The organism is Giesbergeria anulus (assembly GCF_900111115.1).
GTDB classification, from domain to species: Bacteria; Pseudomonadota; Gammaproteobacteria; order Burkholderiales; family Burkholderiaceae_C; genus Simplicispira; species Simplicispira anulus.
The window spans coordinates 609984-635218 of record NZ_FOGD01000001.1; the positions used below are offsets into that span (position 1 = coordinate 609984).

Annotated in this window: 23 protein-coding genes; 4 read left to right on the plus strand and 19 right to left on the minus strand. The window is 58.3% G+C overall.

Translation table 11 applies throughout. The features are described from left to right. The first annotated feature begins 18 nt into the window (after nt 1-18). Nucleotides 19-1050 carry a lipopolysaccharide heptosyltransferase I gene (waaC, locus tag BMX55_RS02860; protein WP_091452412.1) on the plus strand — a complete coding sequence of 344 codons (1032 nt, stop codon included), beginning with the start codon at nt 19-21 and terminating at the stop codon, nt 1048-1050. Here waaC and BMX55_RS02865 read toward each other — a convergent pair. Together BMX55_RS02865 and greA are read right to left on the minus strand one after the other, a co-directional pair. Continuing rightward, on the minus strand, nt 993-1409 hold the full coding sequence (locus tag BMX55_RS02865; RefSeq protein WP_091452415.1) for a DUF4149 domain-containing protein: 417 nt from the start codon (nt 1407-1409) through the stop codon (nt 993-995). The genes waaC and BMX55_RS02865 overlap by 58 nt on opposite strands. A 2-nt stretch (nt 1410-1411) precedes the next feature. Then, on the minus strand, nt 1412-1888 hold the full coding sequence (greA, locus tag BMX55_RS02870) for a transcription elongation factor GreA (protein WP_091452418.1): 477 nt from the start codon (nt 1886-1888) through the stop codon (nt 1412-1414). A 264-nt stretch (nt 1889-2152) separates the two neighbouring features. On the opposite strand from greA, the gene BMX55_RS02875 reads away from it, so the two are divergent. From BMX55_RS02875 to BMX55_RS02885, 3 genes are read left to right on the plus strand one after another with little or no spacing between them, the layout of a single operon-like run. Beyond that, entirely contained in the window at nt 2153-3451 is a 1299-nt protein-coding gene (locus BMX55_RS02875; RefSeq protein ID WP_091452421.1) for a hypothetical protein, read from the plus strand. A gap of 60 nt (nt 3452-3511) precedes the next feature. Beyond that, on the plus strand, nt 3512-3883 hold the full coding sequence (locus BMX55_RS02880; RefSeq protein WP_143059567.1) for a type 2 periplasmic-binding domain-containing protein: 372 nt from the start codon (nt 3512-3514) through the stop codon (nt 3881-3883). Nucleotides 3884-3887: 4 nt separating this feature from the next. Next, the gene (locus tag BMX55_RS02885) at nt 3888-6275 is read left to right on the plus strand and encodes a putative bifunctional diguanylate cyclase/phosphodiesterase (protein ID WP_177172809.1); all 2388 of its coding nucleotides are present in this window, start codon (nt 3888-3890) and stop codon (nt 6273-6275) included. A 73-nt stretch (nt 6276-6348) separates the two neighbouring features. On the opposite strand, the gene carB is transcribed toward BMX55_RS02885, so the two are convergent. The 17 genes from carB to tsf all read right to left on the minus strand — a co-directional run bounded on the left by carB (nt 6349) and on the right by tsf (nt 25200). Then, nucleotides 6349-9597, minus strand: coding sequence for a carbamoyl-phosphate synthase large subunit (gene carB, locus BMX55_RS02890; protein WP_091452429.1), 3249 nt, complete (start codon nt 9595-9597; stop codon nt 6349-6351). Further along, nucleotides 9597-10760 (minus strand): glutamine-hydrolyzing carbamoyl-phosphate synthase small subunit, encoded by a 1164-nt coding sequence (carA, locus tag BMX55_RS02895; protein ID WP_091453162.1) that lies wholly within the window; start codon nt 10758-10760, stop codon nt 9597-9599. Before carA ends, carB begins: the two co-directional genes overlap by 1 nt. Nucleotides 10761-10941: 181 nt before the next feature. Next, nucleotides 10942-11736, minus strand: a complete 795-nt coding sequence (locus BMX55_RS02900) for a TrmH family RNA methyltransferase (RefSeq protein WP_091452431.1) — start codon at nt 11734-11736, stop codon at nt 10942-10944. Further along, complete coding sequence (gene rnhB / locus BMX55_RS02905; RefSeq protein WP_091452435.1) at nt 11733-12377, minus strand: ribonuclease HII; 645 nt, start codon at nt 12375-12377, stop codon at nt 11733-11735. The genes BMX55_RS02900 and rnhB overlap by 4 nt, the downstream gene beginning before the upstream one ends. After that, nucleotides 12349-13509, minus strand: coding sequence for a lipid-A-disaccharide synthase (gene lpxB, locus BMX55_RS02910; RefSeq protein ID WP_091452437.1), 1161 nt, complete (start codon nt 13507-13509; stop codon nt 12349-12351). The genes rnhB and lpxB overlap by 29 nt, the downstream gene beginning before the upstream one ends. 8 nt (nt 13510-13517) lie before the next feature. Beyond that, on the minus strand, nt 13518-14306 hold the full coding sequence (gene lpxA / locus BMX55_RS02915) for an acyl-ACP--UDP-N-acetylglucosamine O-acyltransferase (RefSeq protein ID WP_091452440.1): 789 nt from the start codon (nt 14304-14306) through the stop codon (nt 13518-13520). A gap of 22 nt (nt 14307-14328) precedes the next feature. Continuing rightward, nucleotides 14329-14769 (minus strand): 3-hydroxyacyl-ACP dehydratase FabZ, encoded by a 441-nt coding sequence (gene fabZ / locus BMX55_RS02920; protein ID WP_091452443.1) that lies wholly within the window; start codon nt 14767-14769, stop codon nt 14329-14331. Nucleotides 14770-14781: 12 nt separating this feature from the next. Further along, on the minus strand, nt 14782-15759 hold the full coding sequence (gene lpxD / locus BMX55_RS02925) for a UDP-3-O-(3-hydroxymyristoyl)glucosamine N-acyltransferase (protein ID WP_091452446.1): 978 nt from the start codon (nt 15757-15759) through the stop codon (nt 14782-14784). A gap of 27 nt (nt 15760-15786) precedes the next feature. Further along, a complete protein-coding gene (locus BMX55_RS02930) occupies nt 15787-16305 on the minus strand; it encodes an OmpH/Skp family outer membrane protein (RefSeq protein ID WP_091452448.1) in 519 nt (172 codons plus the stop codon). Beyond that, complete coding sequence (gene bamA / locus BMX55_RS02935; protein WP_091452450.1) at nt 16305-18602, minus strand: outer membrane protein assembly factor BamA; 2298 nt, start codon at nt 18600-18602, stop codon at nt 16305-16307. The genes BMX55_RS02930 and bamA overlap by 1 nt, the downstream gene beginning before the upstream one ends. Before the next feature lie 45 nt (nt 18603-18647). Further along, a complete protein-coding gene (gene rseP / locus BMX55_RS02940; RefSeq protein ID WP_091452453.1) occupies nt 18648-20009 on the minus strand; it encodes an RIP metalloprotease RseP in 1362 nt (453 codons plus the stop codon). Between the two features lie 31 nt (nt 20010-20040). Further along, complete coding sequence (ispC, locus tag BMX55_RS02945; RefSeq protein WP_091452455.1) at nt 20041-21231, minus strand: 1-deoxy-D-xylulose-5-phosphate reductoisomerase; 1191 nt, start codon at nt 21229-21231, stop codon at nt 20041-20043. 16 nt (nt 21232-21247) lie between these two features. Continuing rightward, nucleotides 21248-22096, minus strand: coding sequence for a phosphatidate cytidylyltransferase (locus BMX55_RS02950; protein WP_091452458.1), 849 nt, complete (start codon nt 22094-22096; stop codon nt 21248-21250). A gap of 9 nt (nt 22097-22105) precedes the next feature. Further along, nucleotides 22106-22846 (minus strand): polyprenyl diphosphate synthase, encoded by a 741-nt coding sequence (uppS, locus tag BMX55_RS02955; protein WP_091452461.1) that lies wholly within the window; start codon nt 22844-22846, stop codon nt 22106-22108. A gap of 19 nt (nt 22847-22865) precedes the next feature. After that, the gene (gene frr, locus BMX55_RS02960) at nt 22866-23426 is read right to left on the minus strand and encodes a ribosome recycling factor (protein ID WP_091452463.1); all 561 of its coding nucleotides are present in this window, start codon (nt 23424-23426) and stop codon (nt 22866-22868) included. Between the two features lie 63 nt (nt 23427-23489). Beyond that, nucleotides 23490-24212 (minus strand): UMP kinase, encoded by a 723-nt coding sequence (pyrH, locus tag BMX55_RS02965; protein WP_091452465.1) that lies wholly within the window; start codon nt 24210-24212, stop codon nt 23490-23492. A 58-nt stretch (nt 24213-24270) separates the two neighbouring features. Beyond that, complete coding sequence (gene tsf, locus BMX55_RS02970; RefSeq protein ID WP_091452469.1) at nt 24271-25200, minus strand: translation elongation factor Ts; 930 nt, start codon at nt 25198-25200, stop codon at nt 24271-24273. Nucleotides 25201-25235 lie beyond the last annotated feature (35 nt).

A 25235-nucleotide genomic window follows, 5' to 3' on the forward strand; every position in this document is an offset into this window, starting at 1 on the left:
CATTGGTAGCCCCCACACATGCATATTCTGATTATCAAAACATCGTCACTGGGTGACATCATCCATATGTTGCCCGCCATTACCGATGCAGCACGGGCCATACCAGCCTTGCGCATTGATTGGCTGGTCGAAGAATCGTTTGCCGCTATTCCAGCTTGGCACCCGGCAGTGGGGCGCATCGTACCTATCGCCATGCGCCGCTGGAAAAAACAGCCCCTGTCTAGCCAAACGTGGAAAGAAATTGCCAACGCCCGCCAAGCATTGCGCACACAACGCTACGATTTGATCCTCGATAGCCAAGGCTTGCTCAAGAGTGCGCTGTGGTGCAAGATGGGCCTAGGCCCTAGCGTGGGTTACGACCACCATTCGGCCCGTGAGCCGCTGGCAGCCCGCTTTTACGACCGACCACTGCCCGTGGCACGCCAGCAGCACGCCATTGCGCGCAATCGGCAACTGCTGGCAGCGGCGCTGGGCTATAGCCTCGATCAGCCAGAGCCTGACTATGGGCTGTCAAATTTGGCAAAGCGCTTGCCTGTCCTCGACCTTCAGTTGCCCCTCGGCAGCGTTGTGGGCCTGCATGGCACCAGCCGCGCTGACAAACTGTGGCCGGTAGAACACTGGAAAGCGTTGGCGCTGCATTTGCAGCAACAGGGCACCCATCTGGTACTGCCTTGGGGCAATGCACCAGAACAGGCCCGCGCCCAAGCACTGGCAGAAAATAGGAGCCATGTGATCGTCCTGCCCAAGTTGGGGCTGGATGCGCTGGCGGGCATCATTACCCAAGCAGCCGCCGTAGTGGGCGTGGACACCGGTTTACTGCACTTGGCCGCTGGTCTGGGCAAACCCGGAGTGGCTCTTTATACCGCCACCCCACCAGCGCTGACCGGGGCGGTTTCTGACCGAAGCGCACCCACCACGCTGCGCAACCTGTGCACCACACAAGAGTTACAAGCATCCACTGTGATAGCGGCGGTGGACGCCCTGCTACACAATCAGCGCCGTGCAGACGCCGACAAACGCCAGAGCAGCGCGCCAGCACACAGCCACTGAAGCACATACATCAGCGTGCCCACGCTGTGCCACAGGCGCAGGTCTTGGCGGGCCACAATGCGCGGTGCCACACCAAACTGCACCAGCAGCGCCAACAGCATCCCGCCCAAAATAAACACCAGTGTGTTTTGCGCCCACGGTTGCAGCGTTGCGCTGCCCCTGTGCCGCGACAGCAGCAACAACACCAAGCAGCAAACCACCGACAGCCAAGTTTGCGCAGCAAACAAGCGGGCCGCCATATTGCCCGCCAATGCCGGGCTGGGCAGGTGAGCAAACAGCAGCGGCACGGCCATAAAACCAATGGCACCCAAGCTGCCCCACCACAGGGCCGCTACCAACAACGGCAGGCGTTCTTGCACGCTCAAAGGTAGCGTACCGCCACTACTTCGTAGCGGCGCACGCCACCGGGAGCTTGCACTTCGGCGGTGTCGCCTTCTTCTTTGCCGATCAGGGCACGGGCAATCGGGCTGCTGATGTTAATCAGGCCCTGCTTGAGGTCGGCCTCGTCTTCACCAACAATTTGGTAAGTGACGGCATCGCCGGTTTCTTCGTCTTCCAAATCGACGGTGGTGCCAAATACCACCCGGCCCCCGGCATCTAGCGCCGAAGGATCAATGACTTGAGCAGCCGACAGCTTGCCTTCAACCTCTTGGATGCGGCCCTCGATAAAGCCTTGGCGGTCTTTGGCCGCTTCGTATTCAGCATTTTCGCTCAGGTCGCCTTGGGCGCGAGCTTCGGCAATCGCCGCGATCACGGAAGGGCGCTCAACGGTCTTGAGGCGGTGCAACTCGGCCTTGAGCAATTCAGCGCCGCGCTTAGTAATAGGAATGGTAGCCATTGTGTGTTCTCCAAAAGCAAACCGCCGATCGTTCCCGGTCGGCGGTGTGGGGCTGATTATGCCTCAAGCGTTTTGGGATGCAATCATTGCAGTACGAAAAAGGCCCCATGGAAATGCACATCCACTGCGGGGACGCAGACCCATCAAACCATTCTCCTGAGAGGGATAGATACAATTAGATACAAAGCAGCCTGTAATCTTCAATCCAAGGTCAACAATAGCGCATATTTGGTGCATATTATCAACAAAAGAGGCTTTTGAACCATGACCAAGCACCCATTGCACAAGCACGCACCCCACCGTGGGCGATGGCTGCTCTCTCTCATGATCGGTGTTGTTGTCTGGGGCAACCACATACCCAGTGTAGCTGTAGAGCGCCCCCAAGAATCGACAGAAACAGTGGCAGAGTCCTCGTTCACCCTACACGGCTTTGGTACCTTAGGCGTGGCACGGTCGTCCTCAGATCAGGCAGAGTTTGTGCGTGACCTGTCACAACCGCGCGGCATTTCCAACCATTGGTCTGGGCGTATTGATTCGGTCATGGGCTTGCAGGCTAACTGGCAAGCCACACGCGAGCTTGAGCTGGTGGGGCAAGTGGTCAGCCGTTACCAACACAACGAAAGCCGCGATCCAGAAGTAATGTGGGGCTTTGCCAAATGGGATATCGATGGCCGTTTGGAACTACGAGCCGGACGACTGGGGGCTGATTTCTTGATGGGTGCCGATTCTCGGCTGGTGGGCTATTCTTATTTGCCGGTGCGCCCTTCGGTGGACTATTTTGGCCCCCTGCTCTTTTCTTATTTTGATGGAGCTGATGCCAGCGCCACGTTTCCGCTGGCGGGTGGATTGCTACGCACCAAAGCCTATGCCGGTTTGAGCCGAGAAAAAGGCTCCTCTGGGGGCGTGGTCTGGGATGCCAGTGACTCCACCCTAAAAGGTCTGGTCTTTGATTATTTTACGGGCCCGTGGCAGGTACGTGCCAGTGCCACCCATGTCCGACTGTCGCGGGATATGCCCTTTGGGCCATTGCCCAGCAGCCTGCACACCGCAGGTACCGCATTGGGCATACCCCAGGCCATTGCTGCCGCCCACACGCTAGCGGTGGGTGGCAGCACTAGCCAGTTCATAACCGTAGGCATGGTGTACGACGATGGCCCGCTACAGGTGCAGGGCATGGTCAATACCATCCGCCACGACACTGGGGCCTTTGAGAACTCGCAGGCAGGCTACTTGCTGAGTGCCTACCGTCTGGGAGCCATCACGCCCTATGTGGGCTATTCGTGGTGGAAAAGCAAATCCAAGCACCTTGCTACTGGCTTGCCCAACACAGGCGCGCTCATCGCACTCAACCAAGGATTTGACAGCGTGCTACGCGACTCGGCCAGTGACCAAAAAACCTACACGCTGGGTGCCCGTTGGGACATCATGCCCGATGTAGCACTCAAAGCCCAATGGGATACCATAAACGGCAAACCCCGCTCCATTTTTCCCTATCGGGCCGAAAAACTGGGGTGGACTGGTCATACTGATGTTTTCAGCCTGACGCTTGATTTCGTCTTTTAAACAATGCGCAGCCTACTCCAAAGACTGCTCATACTGCTTGCATTGTCGGCCACGCCTGTCATGGCAGCAGATTGGGTGCTGGTAGCTAATCCACAGTCAGGTATCAAAGCACTGTCACAGGATGAAGTGGTCAATATCTACCTAGGCCGCTATCGGCATCTGGCATCGGGCCTTACCGCTGAACCCATAGACCAAGCCGCTGACACCCCCATCCGAGCGCGCTTTTACCGCCACTTGGTCAACAAAAATGTGGCGGAAATCAACGCCTATTGGTCACGCTTGACCTTTTCTGGCAAAACCAAACCCCCACGGGTAGCCACGAGCAGTGAGCAAGCGCTCCAACTGGTAGCACACACCCAAGGAGCGCTGGCCTATATCGAGCGCTCTCAGGTTGATGCTCGTGTCGTGGTGGTTTTTGAATGGCCGGAATGATGCGATGGCAAAACACAACAACACGATGTATTGGTGGAATGGTATTGTTTTTCGCAGCTTGGCCGCCGTAACCCTACTGACAGCGCTGATCGGCGGTCTGTCTAGCCTGATGCTGCGCGAACAGGTGGTTGCCCGCGCCCACACTGATGCCCAGCGACGCCTAGAAGAATTGCTCGACACGGTGGAAAACACCGCCAGCGTTGCTGCCTTTGCCAACGATGAGCAGTTGGCGCGTGAAGTGGTGCAAGGCCTGTTGCGCAACACCGAAGTGCGGCGCGTTAGCATCCACGGGGCAACGGCCCCATTGGCCGATGCCGACTCTTCTCAACCACAAAATACAAGGCACCCTCCGATACAGCGCCGTCTGATGTCACCATTCAAGCAAGGTGAGTACATTGGTGAAATCCGCTTAGAAGCCCATTGGAATGCCATCTACCGCCAAGTAGAGGCCGATGCCCAGCACGCCATGCTGCTGCTATCGGCCCAAACGTGGCTGATGATTTTTGGCACCGCAGGCATGGTTTTTTGGGTGGTGGTGCTGCCCATCAAGGTTATTTCTGACCGTCTGCACCACCTTGATGCCAGTGGCAGTGATGCACTGACCGTCCCTGAAGGCTACGACAAGACGGAGCTGGGGCGCTTGGTCGATGACATCAATGATCTCAAAGGCCGTCTTATCAGTACGCTCGACCAAGAGCGGGCGCTACGCTGGCAACAAAACATTGCCCAGCGCATGTACCAAGACTTGTTTGACCACTCCACCTCCGGCATTTTTGTTGCTGATCTTCAGGGTCAGCTTCTGTCCTTTAACCCAGCGTTTGTGGAGCTGACTTGGCTGCCGCCGTTGCCCAGCGAACCAACAGACCGCCGTCTGGTCGATGCCCACTGGGATGAGGCGGGGCAACTGTTGCAGCTTATCGAGCACAGTACCCAGCAGCATGAATCGTGCGCTGCCGATCTGCTGTTGCATGGCCCGCGCAGCGATGAGCGCTGGCTCAATATCGTGGTGCTGCCCTTGGGCGATGGCACCGTGCAGGGCACCGTTACCGACGTGACCGCACGCAAGCGTGAAGAAATGTCTGCACGCCGCCTTGCCGTGACAGACCCACTGACCGGCTTTGCCAACCGCGAAGGTTTGTTTCAGGCCCATGCCTGCCTCAATGCGGCCAGTGACGCCCCGTTTGCCGTGGTAATGATTGATCTCGAAGGGTTCAGACAAATCAACGATGCACTGGGGTTTAGCGTAGGAGATCAGGTACTGTTGATGGCAGCCAACCGCATTCGTGAAGCGGCCCACCCTGACTCTTTCTTAGCCAGAGTAGGGGGTGACGAGTTCGTCATCATCCTGCGCAGCCTGGGAGAACATGACACCGTCGAAACCTGGATCAATAACCTGCAAACGCGGTTGAGCAAACCCTACAAAACCGATACCACGCCCATCTCTATGGGCTCCAGTGCTGGTATTGCCCTGTTTCCCCACGATGGCACAGATATACAAAATCTGCTGCATTGTGCCAAACTGGCATTGGGCAGCGCCCATGACTCCCGCCACGGGGTGCAAACCAACCCATACCTGTTCTTCCATCCAGAATTGCTCAAACAGGCTGAATACCGTCGGCGCCTAGAAGACGATCTGCGTCTGGCTGTCGAGCAGCGGGAGTTGAAACTGGTATTTCAGCCGATTGTCGATCTGCGCACGGGCCTGCTGGCCGGTGCCGAGGCACTGTTGCGCTGGCAGCATCCTGAACGCGGTGCTATTTCGCCAGAAGTATTCATTCCACTGGCCGAACGTATTGGCCTGATTGGAGAAATTGGACGTCAGGTGCTGAACGAGGCTTGTCGCCAAGCGGCCCACTGGCGTCAAGATGGACTCGATATCTATGTTTCTGTCAATGTATCGGCCAGCCAGATTCCCGAAGAATTGCCCCCAGAATCCATCTTAGAAACTCTACGCCGCCACGGTCTGCCCAGTCAGGCCATTGCCCTCGAAATCACCGAAGGCGTTTTGATGGGCAATATCTCCGTGGTTCAAAATTGGATTGCACAATTGCGCGCCGCTGGTCTGCGCATTTACTTGGATGATTTTGGTACCGGCTATTCGTCACTGTCGTATCTGAAGCGTTTTCCGATGGACACTGTCAAGGTCGATAAATCGTTCATCATGGACATGAGCGATGACCACACACTGGTAGACGCCATCATCACCATGACGGGCAGTTTGGGACTCACTGTGGTGGCAGAAGGGATTGAGGAAATTGAACAACTCGACCTGCTGCGTGCTATGGGCTGTGGTTACGGCCAAGGGTATCTTTTTTCGCGGCCGGTAGCCGCAGCCGACTTTATGGCTACGGCCAGACGTATCAATACCGACATGGCCAGAAGCGCGGCATAGCCATAAGAAAAAAGCCCCTGCTTATCAGGGCAGGGGCCTTGTGGTGGGCACACAGGCCCCTTTTTTCTGGCTATCAGGCAGCGTGCAATTGCGCGTGCATTTCCTGCACCGAAATCACATCGAGTTGATCCATGTGCTTCATGCCCTCGACGGCCGCCTCGGCACCAAAGATGGTGGTGAAAGTGGTGACGCGGGCCAACAGCGAACTGGTACGGATAGCACGCGAATCGGCAATGGCGTTGCGGCGCTCTTCTACCGTGTTAATGACCATAACAATGTCATTGTTCTTGATCATGTCCACGATATGTGGGCGGCCTTCGGCCACCTTGTTCACCACCTGCACCGGCACACCGGCTTCGGCAATGGCGGCTGCGGTGCCCTTGGTAGCACACAGGGCAAAGCCCATAGCCACCAGTTCGCGGGCAATAGCCACGGCACGGGGCTTATCGTTGTTTTTCACGGTCAAGAAGACCTTGCCCGATGTAGGCAACTTGGTGCCTGCGCCCAGCTGACTCTTGACAAAAGCCTCGCCAAAGGTCTTGCCCACGCCCATCACTTCGCCGGTAGACTTCATCTCAGGGCCAAGGATGGTATCAACACCAGGGAACTTGACAAACGGGAACACCGCTTCTTTGACGCTGAAATACGGCGGTGTCACTTCCTTGGTGATGCCTTGGCTAGCCAGCGTTTGCCCGGCCATGCAGCGCGCTGCCACCTTAGCCAATTGGATACCCGTGGCTTTGGAAACGAACGGCACGGTGCGCGAGGCACGCGGATTCACTTCGAGCACATAGATGACATCTTGGCCGTCGGCTTCTTGAATCGCAAACTGCACATTCATCAGGCCGACCACATTCAAGCCTTGGGCCATGGCTGCCGTTTGGCGCTTGATCTCATCGACCGTGGCCTTAGACAGGTAATACGGTGGCAGCGAACAGGCCGAATCGCCCGAATGCACGCCCGCTTGCTCAATGTGTTCCATCACGCCGCCAATAAAGACTTGGCCGGTGTGGTCGCGCACGCAGTCCACATCGCACTCAATGGCGTTGCTCAAGAAGCGGTCGAGCAGCACAGGGCTGTCGTTGCTCACCTTGACCGCTTCGCGCATATAGCGCTCTAGGTCGCGCTGCTCGTGGACGATTTCCATCGCCCGGCCACCCAACACATAGCTGGGGCGCACCACCAGCGGATAACCCAGCGCGGCGGCTTTTTCTAGCGCATCGGGTTCGGTACGGGCGGTGGCATTGGGCGGCTGCTTGAGGTTCAGCTCGTGCAGCAGCTTTTGGAAGCGCTCGCGGTCTTCGGCGGCGTCGATCATATCGGGGCTGGTGCCGATGATGGGCACGCCTTCGGCCTCTAAGCCCAGCGCCAGCTTGAGCGGCGTTTGGCCGCCGTACTGGACAATCACGCCCACCGGCTTTTCTTTATCGACGATTTCCAGCACGTCTTCGAGCGTCACCGGCTCAAAATACAGGCGGTCAGAAGTGTCGTAGTCCGTCGAGACGGTTTCGGGGTTGCAATTGACCATGATGGTTTCGTAACCATCTTCGCGCATCGCCAAAGCGGCGTGAACGCAGCAGTAGTCAAACTCGATACCTTGGCCGATACGGTTGGGGCCACCGCCCAGCACCATGATCTTTTTCTTGTCGGTCGGCTCGGCCTCGCACTCTTCTTCGTAGGTTGAGTACAGGTAGGCAGTGTTGGTAGCAAACTCAGCGGCGCAGGTATCCACGCGCTTGTACACCGGGCGCACGTTCAGGGCGCGGCGCTGGTCGCGCACGGCCTTTTCGGTGGTCTTGAGCAGCTTGGCCAAGCGGCGATCTGAGAAACCCTTCTTTTTCAGCGCCAGCAGGGTGGCGGCATCCAATTGGGCCAGGGCGGCGTCAGGGTGGCTGGCCGTGAGTTGATCCAGTTCCAGCTCAATTTTGACGATTTCTTCGATCTGCACCAAGAACCACTTGTCGATTTTGGTCAGGTCGTGGACTTCATCCACCGACAGGCCCATCGCAAAGGCATCGCCCACGTACCAGATACGCTCAGGGCCGGGCTCGCCCAGTTCTTTTTCCAAGATTTCGCGGTCTTGGGTTTTTTCGTTCATGCCATCCACGCCCACTTCCAAACCGCGCAGGGCTTTTTGGAAGGACTCTTGGAAGGTACGGCCCATCGCCATCACTTCGCCTACCGACTTCATTTGCGTGGTGAGGCGGTTGTCGGCAGCGGGGAATTTTTCAAAAGCAAAACGCGGAATCTTGGTGACCACGTAGTCAATCGACGGCTCAAACGAGGCCGGAGTCGCGCCGCCGGTGATTTCGTTCTTCAGCTCATCGAGGGTATAGCCCACCGCCAGCTTGGCCGCCACCTTAGCAATCGGGAAGCCTGTGGCCTTAGAGGCCAGCGCCGAGGAGCGCGACACACGCGGGTTCATCTCAATCACGACCATGCGGCCATCTTTGGGATTGATGGAGAACTGCACGTTGGAGCCGCCGGTATCGACGCCAATCTCGCGCAGCACAGCCAAACTGGCGTTGCGCAGGATTTGGTACTCTTTGTCGGTCAGGGTTTGTGCCGGGGCCACGGTGATCGAGTCGCCAGTGTGCACACCCATCGGGTCAAGGTTTTCAATCGAGCAGATGATGATGCAGTTGTCCGCCTTGTCGCGCACCACTTCCATCTCGTACTCTTTCCAACCCAGCAACGACTCTTCAATCAGCAGCTCGTTGGTGGGCGAAGCTTCCAAACCGCGCTTGCAGATGGTTTCAAACTCTTCGGGGTTGTAGGCAATGCCGCCGCCGGTGCCACCCAGCGTAAAGCTGGGGCGAATGACGGTGGGGAAGCCCACGCTCTTTTGCACCGCCCACGCTTCTTCCATGCTGTGGGCAATGCCCGAGCGCGCCGAGCCCAGACCAATTTTGGTCATGGCGTCTTTGAACTTGAGGCGGTCTTCGGCCTTGTCGATGGCCTCGGGGGTCGCGCCAATCAGCTCAACCTTGTATTTTTCTAGCACGCCGTGGTGCCACAAGTCCAAGGCGCAATTGAGCGCCGTTTGGCCGCCCATCGTGGGCAAAATGGCGTCGGGGCGTTCTTTGGCAATGATCTTCTCGACCGTTTGCCAAGTAATCGGCTCGATATAGGTAACGTCGGCGGTGGCCGGGTCAGTCATGATCGTGGCAGGATTGCTGTTGATCAGAATGACCTTGTAGCCTTCTTCGCGCAGGGCCTTGCAGGCTTGCACGCCGGAATAGTCAAACTCGCAGGCTTGGCCGATGATGATCGGGCCAGCGCCAATGATGAGGATTGATTTGAGGTCGGTGCGCTTTGGCATTACTTCTTCTCCATCAGCGCGGTGAAGCGGTCAAACAGGTAGGCGATGTCGTTCGGGCCGGGCGAGGCTTCGGGGTGGCCCTGAAAGCAGAAGGCGGGCTTGTCGGTGCGCTCTAGGCCTTGCAGCGTGCCATCAAACAAGCTGATGTGCGTGGCACGCAGGTGGGCGGGCAGCGATTGCAGTTCTACCGCAAAACCGTGGTTTTGGCTGGTGATGCTGACGCGGCCATTGTCCAAGTCTTTGACCGGGTGGTTGGCACCGTGGTGGCTGTTGTCCATCTTGAAGGTTTTGGCCCCAGAGGCCAGCGCCATGATTTGGTGGCCCAAGCAGATACCAAACGTGGGCACGCCTGACTCAATGATGGTTTGCGCAGCGGCAATGGCATAATCGCAAGGCTGCGGATCGCCGGGGCCGTTGGACAAAAAGACGCCATCGGGGTTGAGGGCCAGCACTTCGGCGGCAGGGGTTTTGGCGGGCACCACCGTGAGCTTGCAGCCGCGTTCGGCCAACATGCGTAAGATGTTTTTCTTGACGCCAAAATCATAGGCCACCACATGGAAACGTGGGGCAGTCTGCTGGCCGTAACCTTGGCCCAGCTTCCACTCGGTCTGATCCCAAGCATAAGGAGCAGCCGTAGTGACGACTTGGGCCAAATCCAAGCCCTTCATGGGGGGGGCGGCTTTGGCAGCGGCAATGGCCTCGTCAATACGTGCCTGCGTCACCACTTCACCCACGGCCAAACCAACGATGGCACCGTTTTGCGCGCCTTGGCTGCGCAACAGGCGGGTCAGCTTGCGGGTGTCGATGTTAGCAATCGCCACTGTGTTCTCGCGCACTAAGTACTGCGAGAGCGTTTCGGTGGAGCGGAAATTGCTGGCCAGCAAGGGCAGGTCTTTGATGATGAGGCCTGCGGCGTGGACTTTGTCGGCTTCGATGTCCTCGGCATTGACACCATAGTTGCCAATGTGCGGATACGTGAGGGTCACGATCTGCTGGCAATAGCTGGGGTCGGTGAGGATTTCTTGGTAGCCGGTGATGGAGGTGTTAAACACCACTTCACCAACGGTGGTGCCAGTGGCACCGATCGAATTGCCGATAAAGACCGTGCCGTCTGCGAGCGCCAGAATGGCGGGCGGGAAGGTTCCCTGTAGAGACAAAAGCACTGGGTTCTCCGGTTTGGTTACGGGCACGCCCAGCGGAGCAGGAGACAGGATGGGTCTCATGCAAAAGCTCTTGTGGGGGTCGGCTATGAAGCTGCGCTAGGCGTAAGGGATGCGTAAAAGCCGCCCATTATAGCCAATGGCAATGATTTCCCCATGACAGTTGCAGGGAAAACCCGCAGCGTTAAATGGCTGAAGCGGGGGCAAAGGCCGCTACGGCGCTGGCGTGCAAGCAGATGGCTGCCGCTGCGGCCACATTGAGCGATTCTTCGCCGCCGGGCTGGGCAATGCGCACCGACAAGGCAGCACGGGCCGCCACAGCATCACCTACGCCTTGACCTTCGTGGCCCAAGGCCCACGCACAGGGCCAAGGCAAGGCTTGCTGCTGGATGAGCTCGCCTTGGTGCGAGCTGGTAACGATCAAGGGCATTTGCAAGGCATCCAAAGCCTCTGGCTGCAAGCCCTCGATCAGGCGCAAACCAAAATGGGCACCCATACCGGCGCGCAGCACCTTGGGTGCCCACAGCGCCGCTGTGCCCTTGAGCGCCAACACCTGCACAAAGCCAAAGGCAGCAGCACTGCGCAAAATAGAACCTACATTGCCTGCATCTTGCACCCTGTCTAGCACCACCGTGGACACATCAGGCAACACCGCAGGGGCGGCAGCGTAATCCATCACATAGCCCATCTGCGCGGGGGACTCTAAGCCGCTGATGTCGGCAAACAAAGCATCGGCCAGCACCACCACCCGGCCAGCACCCTGCACCCAAGCTGGGGGCGCTACCGGCCAGAAAGACTCAGTAAACACCGCTATTGCTGGGCGCAAGCCACGGGCCAAAGCGGCGCGGCAGAGATGATCGCCCTCCAACCACACCCGGCCCTGCTTGCGATAAGCGGTGCTGTCTTGGGCCAGACGGCGCAAATCTTTGAGCAGGGCGTTATCGCGCGATTGGATATGGGTGACGGAAGGAGCGGTCATAAAACGTTGGGTAGGCTGGCAGACGCCCGTTGGGCCTTAGCCACCGGGGCAAAAGAGCTGCGGTGCAGTGGGCAAGGGCCATGTTCTTGCAAAGCTGCCAGATGGGCCGCCGTGCCATAGCCCTTGTGCAGGGCAAAGCCATATTGCGGATACTGGGCATCGGCTTGGACACACCAACGATCCCGAAACACCTTAGCCAAAATGGAAGCTGCCGAAATTGCAGGAACCAAGGCATCGCCCTTGACAATGGCCTCGGCGGGCATATCGAGTTGGGGCAGGCGGTTGCCATCGACCAGCGCCATCGCAGGCTTGAGGCGCAGCCCGAGCACAGCACGGCGCATGGCCAACAAGGTGGCCTGCAAGATATTCAGGCGCTCGATTTCTTCGACGCTGGCTTGGGCAATGCTGCAACACAGGGCCTTGGCGCGGATTTCATCAAACAGCGCCTCGCGCCGGGTGGCAGTGAGCTTTTTGGAATCGGCCAAACCAGCAATCGGATACAACTCGTCCAAAATAACGGCAGCAGCCACCACCGGCCCTGCCAAGGGGCCGCGCCCAGCCTCATCCACCCCGGCCACTAAGCCGGGCGGATGCCACGGTAAACAGTGCTGCTCAGGCAGCGAGAACTTGTCGGATGGCATCGGCAGCTAAAACAGAAGTGTTGCGGCGCAAACTGTGGTGCAAGGCGGTAAAGCGCTGGTGCAGCGCAGCGATACGCTCAGGGGCCTGCTGACGTGCATCGAGCCATTCGAGCGCAGCCTTAGCCAGTGCCTGTGGCGTGGCCGCCTCTTGCAAAAGCTCAGGCACGACAAACTCGCCACACAGGATATTCGGCAGGCCGACCCACGGCTGCAACTGCTTGCGCTTCATCAATTGCCAGCTCAGAGCCTGCATGCGGTAGGCAATGACCATAGGGCGTTTGAACAAAGCGGCCTCGAGGGTGGCAGTGCCGCTGGCGATCAGCGTACAGTCACAAGCGGCCAGCACGGTATGCGATTGCCCGGTCAGCACCTGCACTGCGCCCTGCAAGCCAGCGGCCTGCACCATGCGCTCAATAGTCGGGCGCTGGGCAGGCGCAGCGGGCAGCACCAGCTTAATGCCCGGATGGGCCTGCCGCACCAAAACGGCAGCCTGCAAGAAAGTGGGAGTGATGTATTTGACTTCTGCGCCCCGGCTGCCGGGCAACAGGGCAAGCACGGTATCTTCGGGCTGCAAGCCCAAAGCGGTACGTGCCGCTGCACGGTCAGGCTCTAAGGGAATCACACTGGCCAAAGGATGCCCGACATAGCTAGCGGCAATACCGTGGCGGGCCAACAACTCAGGCTCAAACGGAAAGACACACAACACATGGTTGGCAGCACGGCGGATTTTTTCTACCCGCTCGGCCCGCCAAGCCCAAATAGACGGGCAAATGAAATGCACTGTTTTGACACCCGCTGCGCGCAAATCGGTCTCTAAGCCCAAATTGAAATCTGGGGCATCGACACCAATGAATACGTCGGGCTTGTTTTGTAACAGACGCGTGCGCAGCTGGCGGCGAATCTGGATGATCTCACCCAAGCGACGCAGCACTTCAAGGCTATAACCATGCACTGCCAGCTTATCGCTGGGCCACCAAGCCTCAAAACCACGCTGAACCATTTGCGGGCCACCAATACCTTGGCTGGGCAGGCCGGGCCAGTGCTGCTGCAAGCCATCGAGCAACAGCCCAGCGAGCAAATCGCCAGAGGCTTCGCCCGCCACCATCGCGATGCGCGGTAGATGTTTACTCATGCCCCAGCCTAGCGCGCAATACCGCGTGTGGAAGCTGCTAAAAAGGCCAGCAGCAAAGCAATATCGTCTGCCGCTTCGGGGTGGCTGGCTGGCATGTCGGCAATGGCGTTGCGCGCTAACTCCAACGTTAAACCTTGGCGATAGAGTAGCCGGTGCATCTGCTTGATAGCAGCCACGCGCGCCGTTGAGAAGCCCCGGCGGCGCAGCCCTTCTGCATTGAAACCGCGCACCGCCAGCGGGTTGCCATCGACCATCATGAACGGCGGCACGTCCTGCGAGATATGGCTGGCAAAACCCGCCATGACGTGGGCCCCCACCTTGGTGAATTGGTGCAGCCCCGTGAGGCCACCAATGATGGCGTAATCACCCACCTGCACATGGCCTGCCAGCGTGGCATTGTTGGCTAAGATGGTTTGGTTGCCCACTACACAGTCGTGGGCAATGTGGACATAGGCCATGATCCAATTGTCATCGCCAATGGTGGTCACGCCTTGGTCTTGCACCGTGCCGGTATTGAAGGTGCAAAACTCGCGGATGGTGTTGCGATTGCCAATCACTAACCGGGTAGGCTCGCCTGCATACTTTTTGTCTTGCGGGGCAGCTCCCAGCGAGGCAAATTGAAAAATGCGGTTGTCTTGCCCAATGGTGGTGTGCCCCTCGATCACACAATGGGCACCCACCGTGGTGCCAGCCCCCACCGTGACATGGGGGCCAATCACCGCGTAAGGCCCAATGGTGACGCTGCTGTCTATCTGCGCGCTAGCATCTACCAGCGCCGTAGAGTGAATCGTGCTCACAGCCAAAACCTACCACTCCAGCTTAGGCCACGCTGCGCATGGTACACATCAGCTCGGCTTCGCAGGCCACTTCTTCGCCCACACGGCCCACGCCCTTGAACTTCCAGATGCCGCCGCGCACCCGGTCAATGGTGATGTCGAGGATAAGCTGGTCGCCCGGCTCTACCGGACGCTTAAAACGTGCGCTGTCAATGCCCACAAAATAATAGATATTGTTCTCATCGGGCACCTGCCCCATCGCATCAAAGGCCAACAAGCCAGCAGCTTGGGCCAGTGCCTCTAAGATCAGCACGCCCGGCATGACCGGACGGCCCGGAAAATGCCCGGTAAAGTAAGGCTCATTGAACGTGACGTTCTTGATTGCCCGGATGCGCTGGTTGCGCTCCAACTCCAGCACCCGATCCACCAGCAAAAAAGGATAGCGGTGGGGCAGTTGCTTAAGAATTGCGTGAATATCCATCATGATCGATTCCGTTCAGGCTGCGTCAAGGCCGCGCTCTAGCGCCTTGATGCGTTCACGCAGCCGGTGTAGTTGTTTGAGGGTGGCGGCGTTTTTTTCCCAATGGGCATTGTCGTCCATCGGAAAAAAGCCGGTGTAATGCCCAGCACGGTTGATAGAGTGGCTGACCACCGTAGCGGTCGATACATTGACACCATCAGCTAATGTTAAATGCCCTAACACCATGGCGGCACCGCCAATGGTGCAATGCGCGCCAATGTGGGTACTACCGGCGACACCTGCACAACCCGCCATCGCAGTGTGGCGGCCCACACGCACGTTGTGGCCAATTTGCACCTGATTATCGAGCTTAACGCCGTCTTCAATCACCGTGTCTTGCAATGCACCCCGGTCGATACAGGTATTGGCGCCAATTTCGACATCATCGCCAATACGCACCGCACCCAGTTGTTCAATTTTGAGCCACTGTCCACCTTGGGGCGCAAAACCAAAGCCATCGGCACCAATCACCACCCCTGGATGCAAGATGCAGCGCGCACCAATGTGGCAGCCCTCGCTGACCGTAACCCGCGACTTGAGCACCGTGCCCGCACCAATCACGGCCCCGCGCTCGACCACACACAACGGGCCAATGCTAGCCGTAGGGTGTACCACGGCGGCAGCATCGACCACCGCGCTGGGGTGAATACCTACAGGCACTGGGGTACCGTAGCGCTGCTTCCACAGTTGCGTCACACGGGCAAAATAAACATACGGATCGTCAGCAACGATGCAGGCACCGCGCTGCAACGCCAGCTCGCGCAACGCCGGGGCCACAATGACACAGGCCGCCTGGGAGGCGGCCAGCTGCTGCCGGTAACGGGGATTGCTCAGGAAGCTCAGCTCCTGCGGCCCAGCCACCTCCAGCGGGGCCAGACGCTCTATTGGCACTTGGGGGTTGCCCTCTAGGCTGCCTCCCAAGGCCGCCACAATATCACCCAGCAATAAGCTCACGCGCCACCCACCTGCCAGCGCTGCGACTTACTTGGCTGCGGCTGCATTCAGCGCCTTAATCACTTTGTCGGTGATGTCGTGCTTAGGGTTGATGTACACCGCCTGATCCAAAATGACGTCGTACTTTTCAGCCTCAGCCACCTGTTTGACCACCTTGTTAGCACGCTCCAAGACTTGGGCCAGTTCTTCGTTTTTGCGGGCGTTGAGGTCTTCTTGGAACTCACGGCGTTTGCGTTGCAGATCACGGTCTTGATCGACCAATTGGCGCTGGCGGGCAATGCGTTGGCTTTCGGCCATAGTCGGGGCTTCGCGCTCAAACTTTTCGGTGGCCGTCTTTAGAACGTTGCCTTGGTCAATGATTTCCTTGTCGCGGCGGGAGAACTCTTGCTCTAAGCGGCCTTGGGCGGCCTTGGCGGTACCTGCTTCACGGAAGATACGGTCGGTATTGACAAAACCGGCCTTGAATTCTTGGGCCTGCACCGGAGCGGCCACAGCCAAAGAACCGAGCAACAGAGCCAAGGGCAGGGAGCGAGAAAGTGTTTTCATTAGAAGGAAGTTCCAATTTGGAATTGTAGTTTCTGGATTTTATCCCCGGCAAACTTACGCACCGGATGTGCAAAGGCCAAACGCAGTGGCCCCAGAGGAGAAATCCAGCTCAGGCCCAAGCCCACCGAGGCGCGCATATCGCCCCAAGCCACCTTCTCACTGTCACCAAACACATTGCCAGCATCAGCAAAGGTGAACAGGCGCAAGGTACGGTCATTGCCCGCACCTGGGAAGGGCGTAATCATTTCCATGTTCAGGGTGACTTTTTTCGGGCCGCCCAAGGAAGCGCCAGTCACGTCACGCGGCCCCAAGGTGCCTTGGTCAAAACCACGCACCGAGCCTAAACCACCCGAATAGAAGTTTTTGAACACTGGGAAGGGCCGGTTGTTCATGCCCTTGCCCCAGCCCAACTCGCCGTTGAAAGCCAGTGTGAACTTTTTGTTCAGGGGCACATACTGTTGGTACTGGTAGTTGGCGCGCAGATAGCGCGCATCACCCGCCACCGACCATTCAGAATTGAGCCGTTGGTAGCGGCCCACATTGGGTGCCAGCGCACTATCGCGGTCATCACGCGCCCAACCGATGGTCAGGGGCAAGGAGGTGCTAGAAGAACCAAAAGCGTCGGTATAGGCGAGGTAAGCGGCTGGAATGTTGGTACCGGCCTTGATGCGGTTGTTCTCAATGCCGCCGCCAAAAAACACGGTATCGGTTTCACTGAATGGCACGCCAAAACGGACACTGCCGCCGGTGCTAATCAGCTCGTAGTTGCCGCCTTGGTCTTGGTACGGCTTATCAGTGCGGTAGTACACATCAAGCGTGCGCGAGATACCGTCGTTGGTGAAATACGGGTTGGTAGTGCTCAAGACAAAGGTGCGTTTGTACTTGCTGGTATTGACATCCACCCCTAGGTAGTTGCCAGAGCCAAACACGTTTTCTTGCTTGACCGCAAACGACAGCGACACCTTTTCAGCGCTAGAAAAGCCAGCACCCAATTGCAAAGAGCCGGTGGGCTTTTCTGCCACTGTCACCACCAGATCGACCTGATCGGGGGCACCGGGCACCTCTTGGGTTTCAATATCGACGCTGGTAAAGTAGCCCAGCCGGTCAATGCGGTCACGCGAGAGGCGGATTTTCTCACCGTCGTACCAAGAAGACTCAAACTGGCGAAACTCGCGGCGGATAACTTCGTCGCGGGTGCGGTTGTTGCCCGCCAGTTGGATACGGCGCACATAAGCACGGCGCGAGGGCTCGGCCTGCAAGGCCAGCGCCACCCGGTTGTTCTCGCGGTCTACTTCGGGCGCAGGCTCGACGCGGGCAAAGGCAAAACCAAAATTGCCAAAATGCTCAGAGAAGGCTTTGGTCGTTTCGGCCACTTGGTCGGCGTTGTAAGGCTCGCCGGGGCGGATGGTGACCAGCGATTTGAACTCGTCTTCCCGCTCTAGGTAGTTACCTTCAAGCTTGACCGCCGACACCACATAAGGCTCCCCCTCCGTGACATTGACAGTGATGGAAATGTCTTGCTTGTCGGGCGAGATGGCCACTTGGGTCGAATCAATGCGAAACTCCAAATAGCCACGTTGCAGATAGTACGAGCGCAGTGTTTCGAGGTCGGCGTTGAGCTTAGAGCGGGCATAGCGATCGGACTTGGTGTACCAACTCAACCAGCCGCCGGTATCCTGATTGAACAGGTCTTTGAGCGTGGACTCGCTAAACGCTTTGTTGCCCACAATGCGGATGTCTTTGATGCGTGCGCTCTCACCTTCAACCACCGTAAAAGTGAGATTGACCCGGTTGCGCTCTACAGGCGTCACGGTGGTGAGCACTTCGGCGGCATAAAAGCCTTTGTTGATGTACTGGCGCTTGAGTTCTTGCTCGGCGCGGTCGGTCAGGGCCTTGTCGTAGGGGCGGCCATCGGCCAAGCCGACGTCGCGCATGCTCTTTTTGAGGGCATCTTTGTCAAACTCGCGCGTGCCCGCAAAATCAACGTCGGCAATGCTCGGGCGCTCTTGCACCACCACAACCAACACATTGCCGTTGGCCTCTAGGCGTACATCTTTAAACACGCCCAATGCAAACAGGGCGCGGATGGCAGCAGCACCTGTGTCGTCGTTGTATTGCTCGCCCACGCGTAGCGGCATGGAAGCAAACACAGTGCCGGGCTCAATGCGCTGCAAGCCCTCAATGCGGATGTCTTGCACCTGGAAGGGCTCTAACGCCCAAGCTGCTGGGGCAGCAAAAATCAGGGCAGCAACAGCCGATGCCGTACGCATACCAAAGCGGTGATGATGTGTTTTCATGAGTCAAGCGGGTGCCACCGCAGCCTTGCAGCGGTGTGCGTAAGATTAGCCCAAAAGCCGGGTGATATCGTTGAACAAGGCGATGGACATCATGAGCAGCAACAAAGCCACTCCGCCACGCTGTAGGCGCTCCATCCAGGCGTCAGATACGCCCTTGCCCGTTACGCCTTCCCAAAGATAATACATCAGGTGGCCGCCATCGAGCACTGGCAACGGCAGCAGATTGAGTACGCCTAGGCTCACACTGATGAGTGCCAAGAACAACAAATACTGTGTCAGGCCCATACTGGCAGAGCGGCCAGCATAGTCGGCAATGGTCAGGGGGCCACTCAAGTTTTTGAGCGAGGCCTCGCCAATCACCATGCGCCCCATCATGCGCAGGCTCAGTAGCGATACATCCCAAGTGCGCGTTGCACCATGCCAAAGGCTCTCGCCTAAACCATACTCTACGGTGATCAATTCGGGGGGCGCACCCACATAAGCCCCAATACGGGCTACAGCACCAGCGGGCTCAGTGACCAGATCAGGCCGAACCTCCAGCATTAACACCTGCCCAGCACGCTGCAAACGCCACGTTTGCGCAATGGGCTGACCCGCACGCACAGAATTGCGAATCAAGTCGCGCAATTGCTGGCCGTCTACTACCTCTACGGCCCCCACCTGCAAAATCAAATCGCCTTCACGCAGACCTGCACGCCACGCGGCACCGTCTGGACTAACACCACCAATCACTGGGCGCGTCCACGGCGAGACAATACCCACCTTGCGCAGCAGTTGGGCATCGGCTTCACGCACATCCAACTGCTCTAAGGGCAACAGCACCGAGCGCAGGCGTGCGCCTTCTGCGGACTGCACTTCGAGGCGGATAGAAGTGGTATCGAGCGCCGCTTGGGTCAACAGCCAACGCAGGTCTTCAAAGGAGCGCACTGGGCGCAGCTCTTCGGTGCCGATGGCCGCGTTGCGCACCCAATCGCCGCCCTGCAAACCCGCTTGTTGTGCTACCGAGCCGGGCACTGGGCTGGCCAGTCGGGCCACGGGTTCATCAATGCCCGTCCAGTTGACACCCGCATAGAGAAAAATAGCCAGCAATAGATTCGCCAACGGCCCAGCAGCCACAATGGCCGCCCGCGCCCGCAGCGATTGGGTGTTGAAGGCCAGATGGCGCTGCTCGGCAGGTACGGGTGCCTCGCGCTCATCAAGCATACGCACATAGCCGCCCAAGGGAAAAGCCGCCAGCACAAACTCGGTGCCTGACGTTGGCGATTGCCAGCGCAGCAACGGCTTGCCAAAACCGACTGAAAAGCGCAACACCTTAACGCCACAGGCCACTGCTACCCGGTAGTGGCCATATTCGTGAACGGCAATCAAAATGCCCAAGGCCAACACAAAAGCGAGCAAAGTCAGCATAGTGCAAATGCCTCCAAAAGGGCGAATTTTTTCACAGTGCCATGCGCGCCGCACAACGTTGGGCGGCGTCACGGGCTTGGGCATCCAAGGCGAGTAAATCTTGCAGGCTATCGGGTTGGGCGGGCACGATGGCCTCTAGGGTAGCGTGATTGACGGCATGGATTTGGTCAAAGCGGATACGGCGCTCTAAAAAGGCAGCCACCGCTACCTCATTGGCGGCATTGAGCACTGCGGTGGTGCCTGTGGGAGCCTCTAGGGCCTCCCAAGCCAACCGCAGCCCCGGAAAACGCTCCGGGTGGCCGTGGTCGTCAATGGCCTCAAAAGTCATGGCCGACAGCGCATGAAAATCCAAGGCCGTCGCGCCAGACGCAATGCGTTCAGGCCAAGACAGGCCGTAGGCAATGGGCACGCGCATATCGGGGGTGCCCAACTGTGCCACCACTGAGGTGTCGCGGTACTGCACCATCGAGTGGATGATGCTCTGCGGATGAATCACCACGTCCAGCCGTGCTGGGGCCAAGCCAAACAGATAGCGGGCCTCAATCACCTCAAGCGCTTTGTTCATCATGGTGGCCGAATCGACCGAAATTTTGCGCCCCATCACCCAGTTGGGATGGGCGCAGGCTTGCTCTGGCGTCACATCGCGCAAACTGACCGGAGCGCGGCTGCGAAACGGCCCACCTGAGGCCGTGAGGATGATTTTTTCTACCCGCCGCTCCCATGTGGAGGGGTCTTCAGGTAGGGATTGGAAGATGGCCGAGTGCTCGCTGTCAATTGGTAGCAGGGTGGCTCCACCTTCGCGCACGGCACGCATAAACACGTCGCCCCCCACCACCAGCGCCTCTTTGTTGGCCAGCAGCAGGCGCTTGCCAGCCCGTGCTGCGGCCAGACAGGGGGCTAAACCCGCCGCGCCAACAATCGCTGCCATGACCGCATCCACGTCTGGATGGGCAGCAATAGTCTCTAGCGCATCGGGTGCGGTCAACACTTCGGTTTTCAGCCCTTCAGCTTGGATTTTGTCTGCCAACAGCTGTGCATGGGCGGCACTCGCCATCACGGCATAACGGGGCTGGAACTGCGCGCATTGCGCCAGCATCAAATCGACTTGGGTGGCAGCGCTCAGGGCAAAGACCTCAAAGCGCTCTGGGTGGCGGGCCAACACATCCAAGGTGTTGCTACCGATGGAGCCGGTCGAGCCCAGCACCGTAATCCGTTGTTTCATGGGTTTGTTGCGCTGGTTACAGCAAAGAGAAAAACATCATCGCCAAAGGCAGCGTGGGCAGCAGGGCATCAACACGGTCGAGCACACCACCGTGACCGGGCAACAGGCGGCTGCTGTCTTTGGCCCCCGCAGCGCGCTTAATCAGCGACTCGACCAAATCACCAGCGACACTCATCGCCACCATAAACAGCACTGCTGGCAACAGCCACCACCCGCTTTGTTGGGCGAGGCGGCTAAACAAGCTGGCTACCGGAGACTGCCATGCGGCATCTGCCGCCACCCAAACCCAAGCCAGTAGTAACGCGCCAACCACGGCACCACCCACACCTTCCCACGTTTTGCCGGGGCTGATAGACGGAGCAAGCTTCTGGCGAGTGAAACGCAAACCCAAAGCACGGCCAGCGCAGTAAGCAGCAATATCAGCCACCCACACCAAGGCCAGCGCCGACAACAAAAAATTGGTACCCACGATGCGCGCTTGCACCGCCGCCAGCCAAGCTAGCCACAGAGCGACCACGCCCGCCAGCAAACGCACCACCACAGGAATGCGCGGCCACCCCGCTACCCCAGCGCGCAGCATGAGCACCACGCCTAGCACCCAGAACAGCCCCGCACCCAGCCACAGCGGCGTCAAGGTCTGTTGCAGCACTCCCAACCCCCAAGTGAGCAGGCACAGCGCCACACAGCCTACACCCAACGCCAAAGATGGCAGCATGGTACAGCCATTGAGCCGCCCCCACTCCCAAGCCGCAGCCGCCATCAGCACCAGCACGACCAAAGCAAAAGGAACAAACGAGGGGTACAGCAGAGCTGGCAACAAAATTGCCAGCAAAACCAAGGCAGTGAGAACGCGCTGTTGCAGCATGGTGCCCTTTCAGGCGTGCAAAGAAGGGCTACCAGGCGCAGCCAGCACTTGCTCGGAGGTTTTGCCAAAACGGCGCTCACGCGAGCGGTAATCGGCAATGGCAGCGTCTAGCGCAGCCTCATCAAAATCGGGCCAGAGCTTGTCGCTGAACAACAACTCGGCATAGGCTGCCTGCCACAGCAAAAAATTGCTCAGGCGCATTTCTCCGCCAGTGCGAATGAGCAGATCGGGGTCAGGCACCGCTGACAGGGCCATTGCAGCATTGAGACTGATTTCGGTAATCGGCTCACCGCGTGCTGCCAGAGTGGCTGCCGCTTGGGCAATATCCCAGCGACCGCCATAATTGAAACAAATATTGAGCACCAAGCGGCTATTGTGCGCGGTAGCCTGCTCGGCTTTCTCTAGCCCCTGACGCACCTTGGGCGATAGGCTGACCCGGTCGCCAATAAAACGTACCTGCACGCCGTCTTTGCACAACTGCGGCACTTCGCGGGACAAAGCCAAGGCGAGCAAATCGAGCAGGCCGCTAACCTCCTCTGCTGGTCGCCCCCAGTTTTCGGAGGAAAAAGCAAACACCGTGAGCACAGCCACACCGCGCTGGGCGCAGGCCTGCACACAACGGCGCAAGGCGGTGACGCCCTGCTTGTGCCCAGCCAGACGGGGCAAAAAGCGGCGTTGCGCCCAACGACCATTGCCATCCATGACGATGGCAATATGCCGGGGCACCGGCGCAGAAAAAGTCGTAGACACAGGACTCTACTGCCTGGCCTCAAACTGCCATGATTTCTTGCTCTTTGGCCGCCACCAGCGCGTCAATCTCGGCAATATGCCGGTCAGTGAGCTTTTGAATCTCTGTTTCGGAGCGTTTTTGCTCATCTTCAGAGGCAAGCTTGTCTTTGACCAGCTTTTTCACCGATTCATTGGCATCGCGGCGCAGATTGCGGATGGCAATTTTGGCCGACTCGCCCTCGTTGCGCGCCAGCTTGGTCATCTCTTTGCGACGCTCTTCGCTCATTGGGGGCATGGGCACGCGGATCAAATCGCCCATCGAGGCCGGGTTCAAGCCCAAATCGCTCTCGCGGATGGCCTTTTCAATCTTGGCGCTCAGGTTCTTTTCCCAAGGCTGCACGCTGATGGTGCGCGAATCGAGCAGCGACACGTTGGCCACTTGGCTCAGGGGCACCATCGAGCCGTAATAATCGACATGGATTACATCCAGCAAGGCGGGGTTAGCGCGGCCAGTGCGGATTTTTTGCAGGTTGTGCTTGAAAGCCACAATGGACTGGTCCATTTTGGTTTCCATAGTTTTCTTGGTATCGGCAATCGTCATGTTGTTTCCTCAAATGCAATATGGGCCAGCCTGCCACACAACGCGGCACCACAGGCCCACACGTCAAGCGTAAACCAGCGTGCCTTCATCCTCACCCAGCACCACACGCTTGAGGGCACCGGGCTTGATGATGGAAAACACCTTCACGGGCAGTTTCTGGTCGCGGCACAGGGCAAAGGCGGTAGCATCCATGATGCCCAGATTGCGCACCATCGCCTCATCAAAGCTCAATTGGGTGTAGCGCGTGGCTGTAGGGTCTTTGTGTGGATCAGCAGAATAAACACCATCGACCTTGGTGGCCTTGAGCACCAGCTCAGCACCAATTTCAGCACCGCGCAGCGCCGCTGCTGTATCGGTGGTAAAGAAGGGGTTGCCGGTACCGGCAGCAAACACCACCACTTTGCCTTCTTCGAGGTATTGCAAGGCCTTGGGGCGCACATAAGGCTCCACCACCTGCTCAATCGAGATGGCCGACATCACGCGGGCCGTCAGGCCTTGGCGCTCCATGGCATCGGCCAAAGCCAAAGCATTCATGACCGTGGCCAGCATGCCCATGTAGTCGGCGGTGGCACGGTCCATGCCCGCAGAACCACCAGCCACACCACGGAAGATGTTACCCCCGCCAATCACCACTGCCACCTCTACCCCCATCGCCGTGACTTCGGCCACCTCAGAGACCATGCGATCAATAGTGGCCCGGTTGATGCCAAAAGCATCATCGCCCATCAGGGCCTCGCCCGACAACTTGAGCAAGATGCGCTTGTAGGCCGGTGTTGCGAGGGTCATGGGAAATTCTCCGTAAAGGGTAATAATGAAAAGAAAAATGGAGGGGGCAGATCAACAATTAAGCAGCAGCTTTAGCAGCGGCTACTTGAGCGGCCACTTCGGCAGCAAAATCGTCAACCTTCTTCTCGATGCCTTCGCCCACCACGTACAGGGTAAAGCCCTTGACGGTGGTATTGGCAGCCTTGAGCATCTGGGCCACGGTTTGCTTGCCATCGGCAGCCTTGACAAACACTTGGTCGGCCAGCGAGACTTCTTTCAGGTACTTTTGCACGCCGCCTTCGATGCGCTTGGCAACGATTTCGTCCGATTGTGCTGCCTTGCCTTCGGCCAGAGCCTTGGCCTTGTCTTCAGCGGCCTTAGCGGCGGCCACGCTGCGCTCTTTTTCGATCAGGTCAGCGGGCACTTCGGTGCTGGTCAGGGCCACGGGCTTCATGGCAGCCACGTGCATGGCCACATCCTTGGCGGCTACAGCATCACCTTCAAACTCCACCACCACGCCAATGCGCGAGCCGTGCAGGTAAGAAGCCAATTGGCTGGCACCAGAGAAATACTTGAAGCGGCGGAAAGACATGTTCTCACCGATCTTGCCGATCAAGCCCTTGCGCACATCTTCCAAGGTGGGGCCAAAGCTGTCTTGCTCGTAGGGCAGGGCACCCAAAGCAGCCACATCAGCGGGGTTGTGTTGGGCGATCAGCTTGGCAGCGGCATTGGCCATGGCCAAGAAGCTGTCGTTCTTGCTCACGAAGTCGGTTTCGCTGTTGACTTCAACCAAGCCACCCACATTGCCTTCAATGTGGATCGCCACCACGCCTTCGGCGGTGATGCGCGAAGCAGCCTTACCAGCCTTAGTGCCCAGCTTGACGCGCAGCAGCTCTTCAGCCTTGGCCATATCGCCATCGGCTTCGGTCAGGGCTTTTTTGCATTCCATCATAGGAGCATCGGTTTTAGCGCGCAGTTCAGCGACCATGCTTGCGGTAATTGCAGCCATTTGTTTTCTCCGTATTCAGTTCAATTGATTCGAGA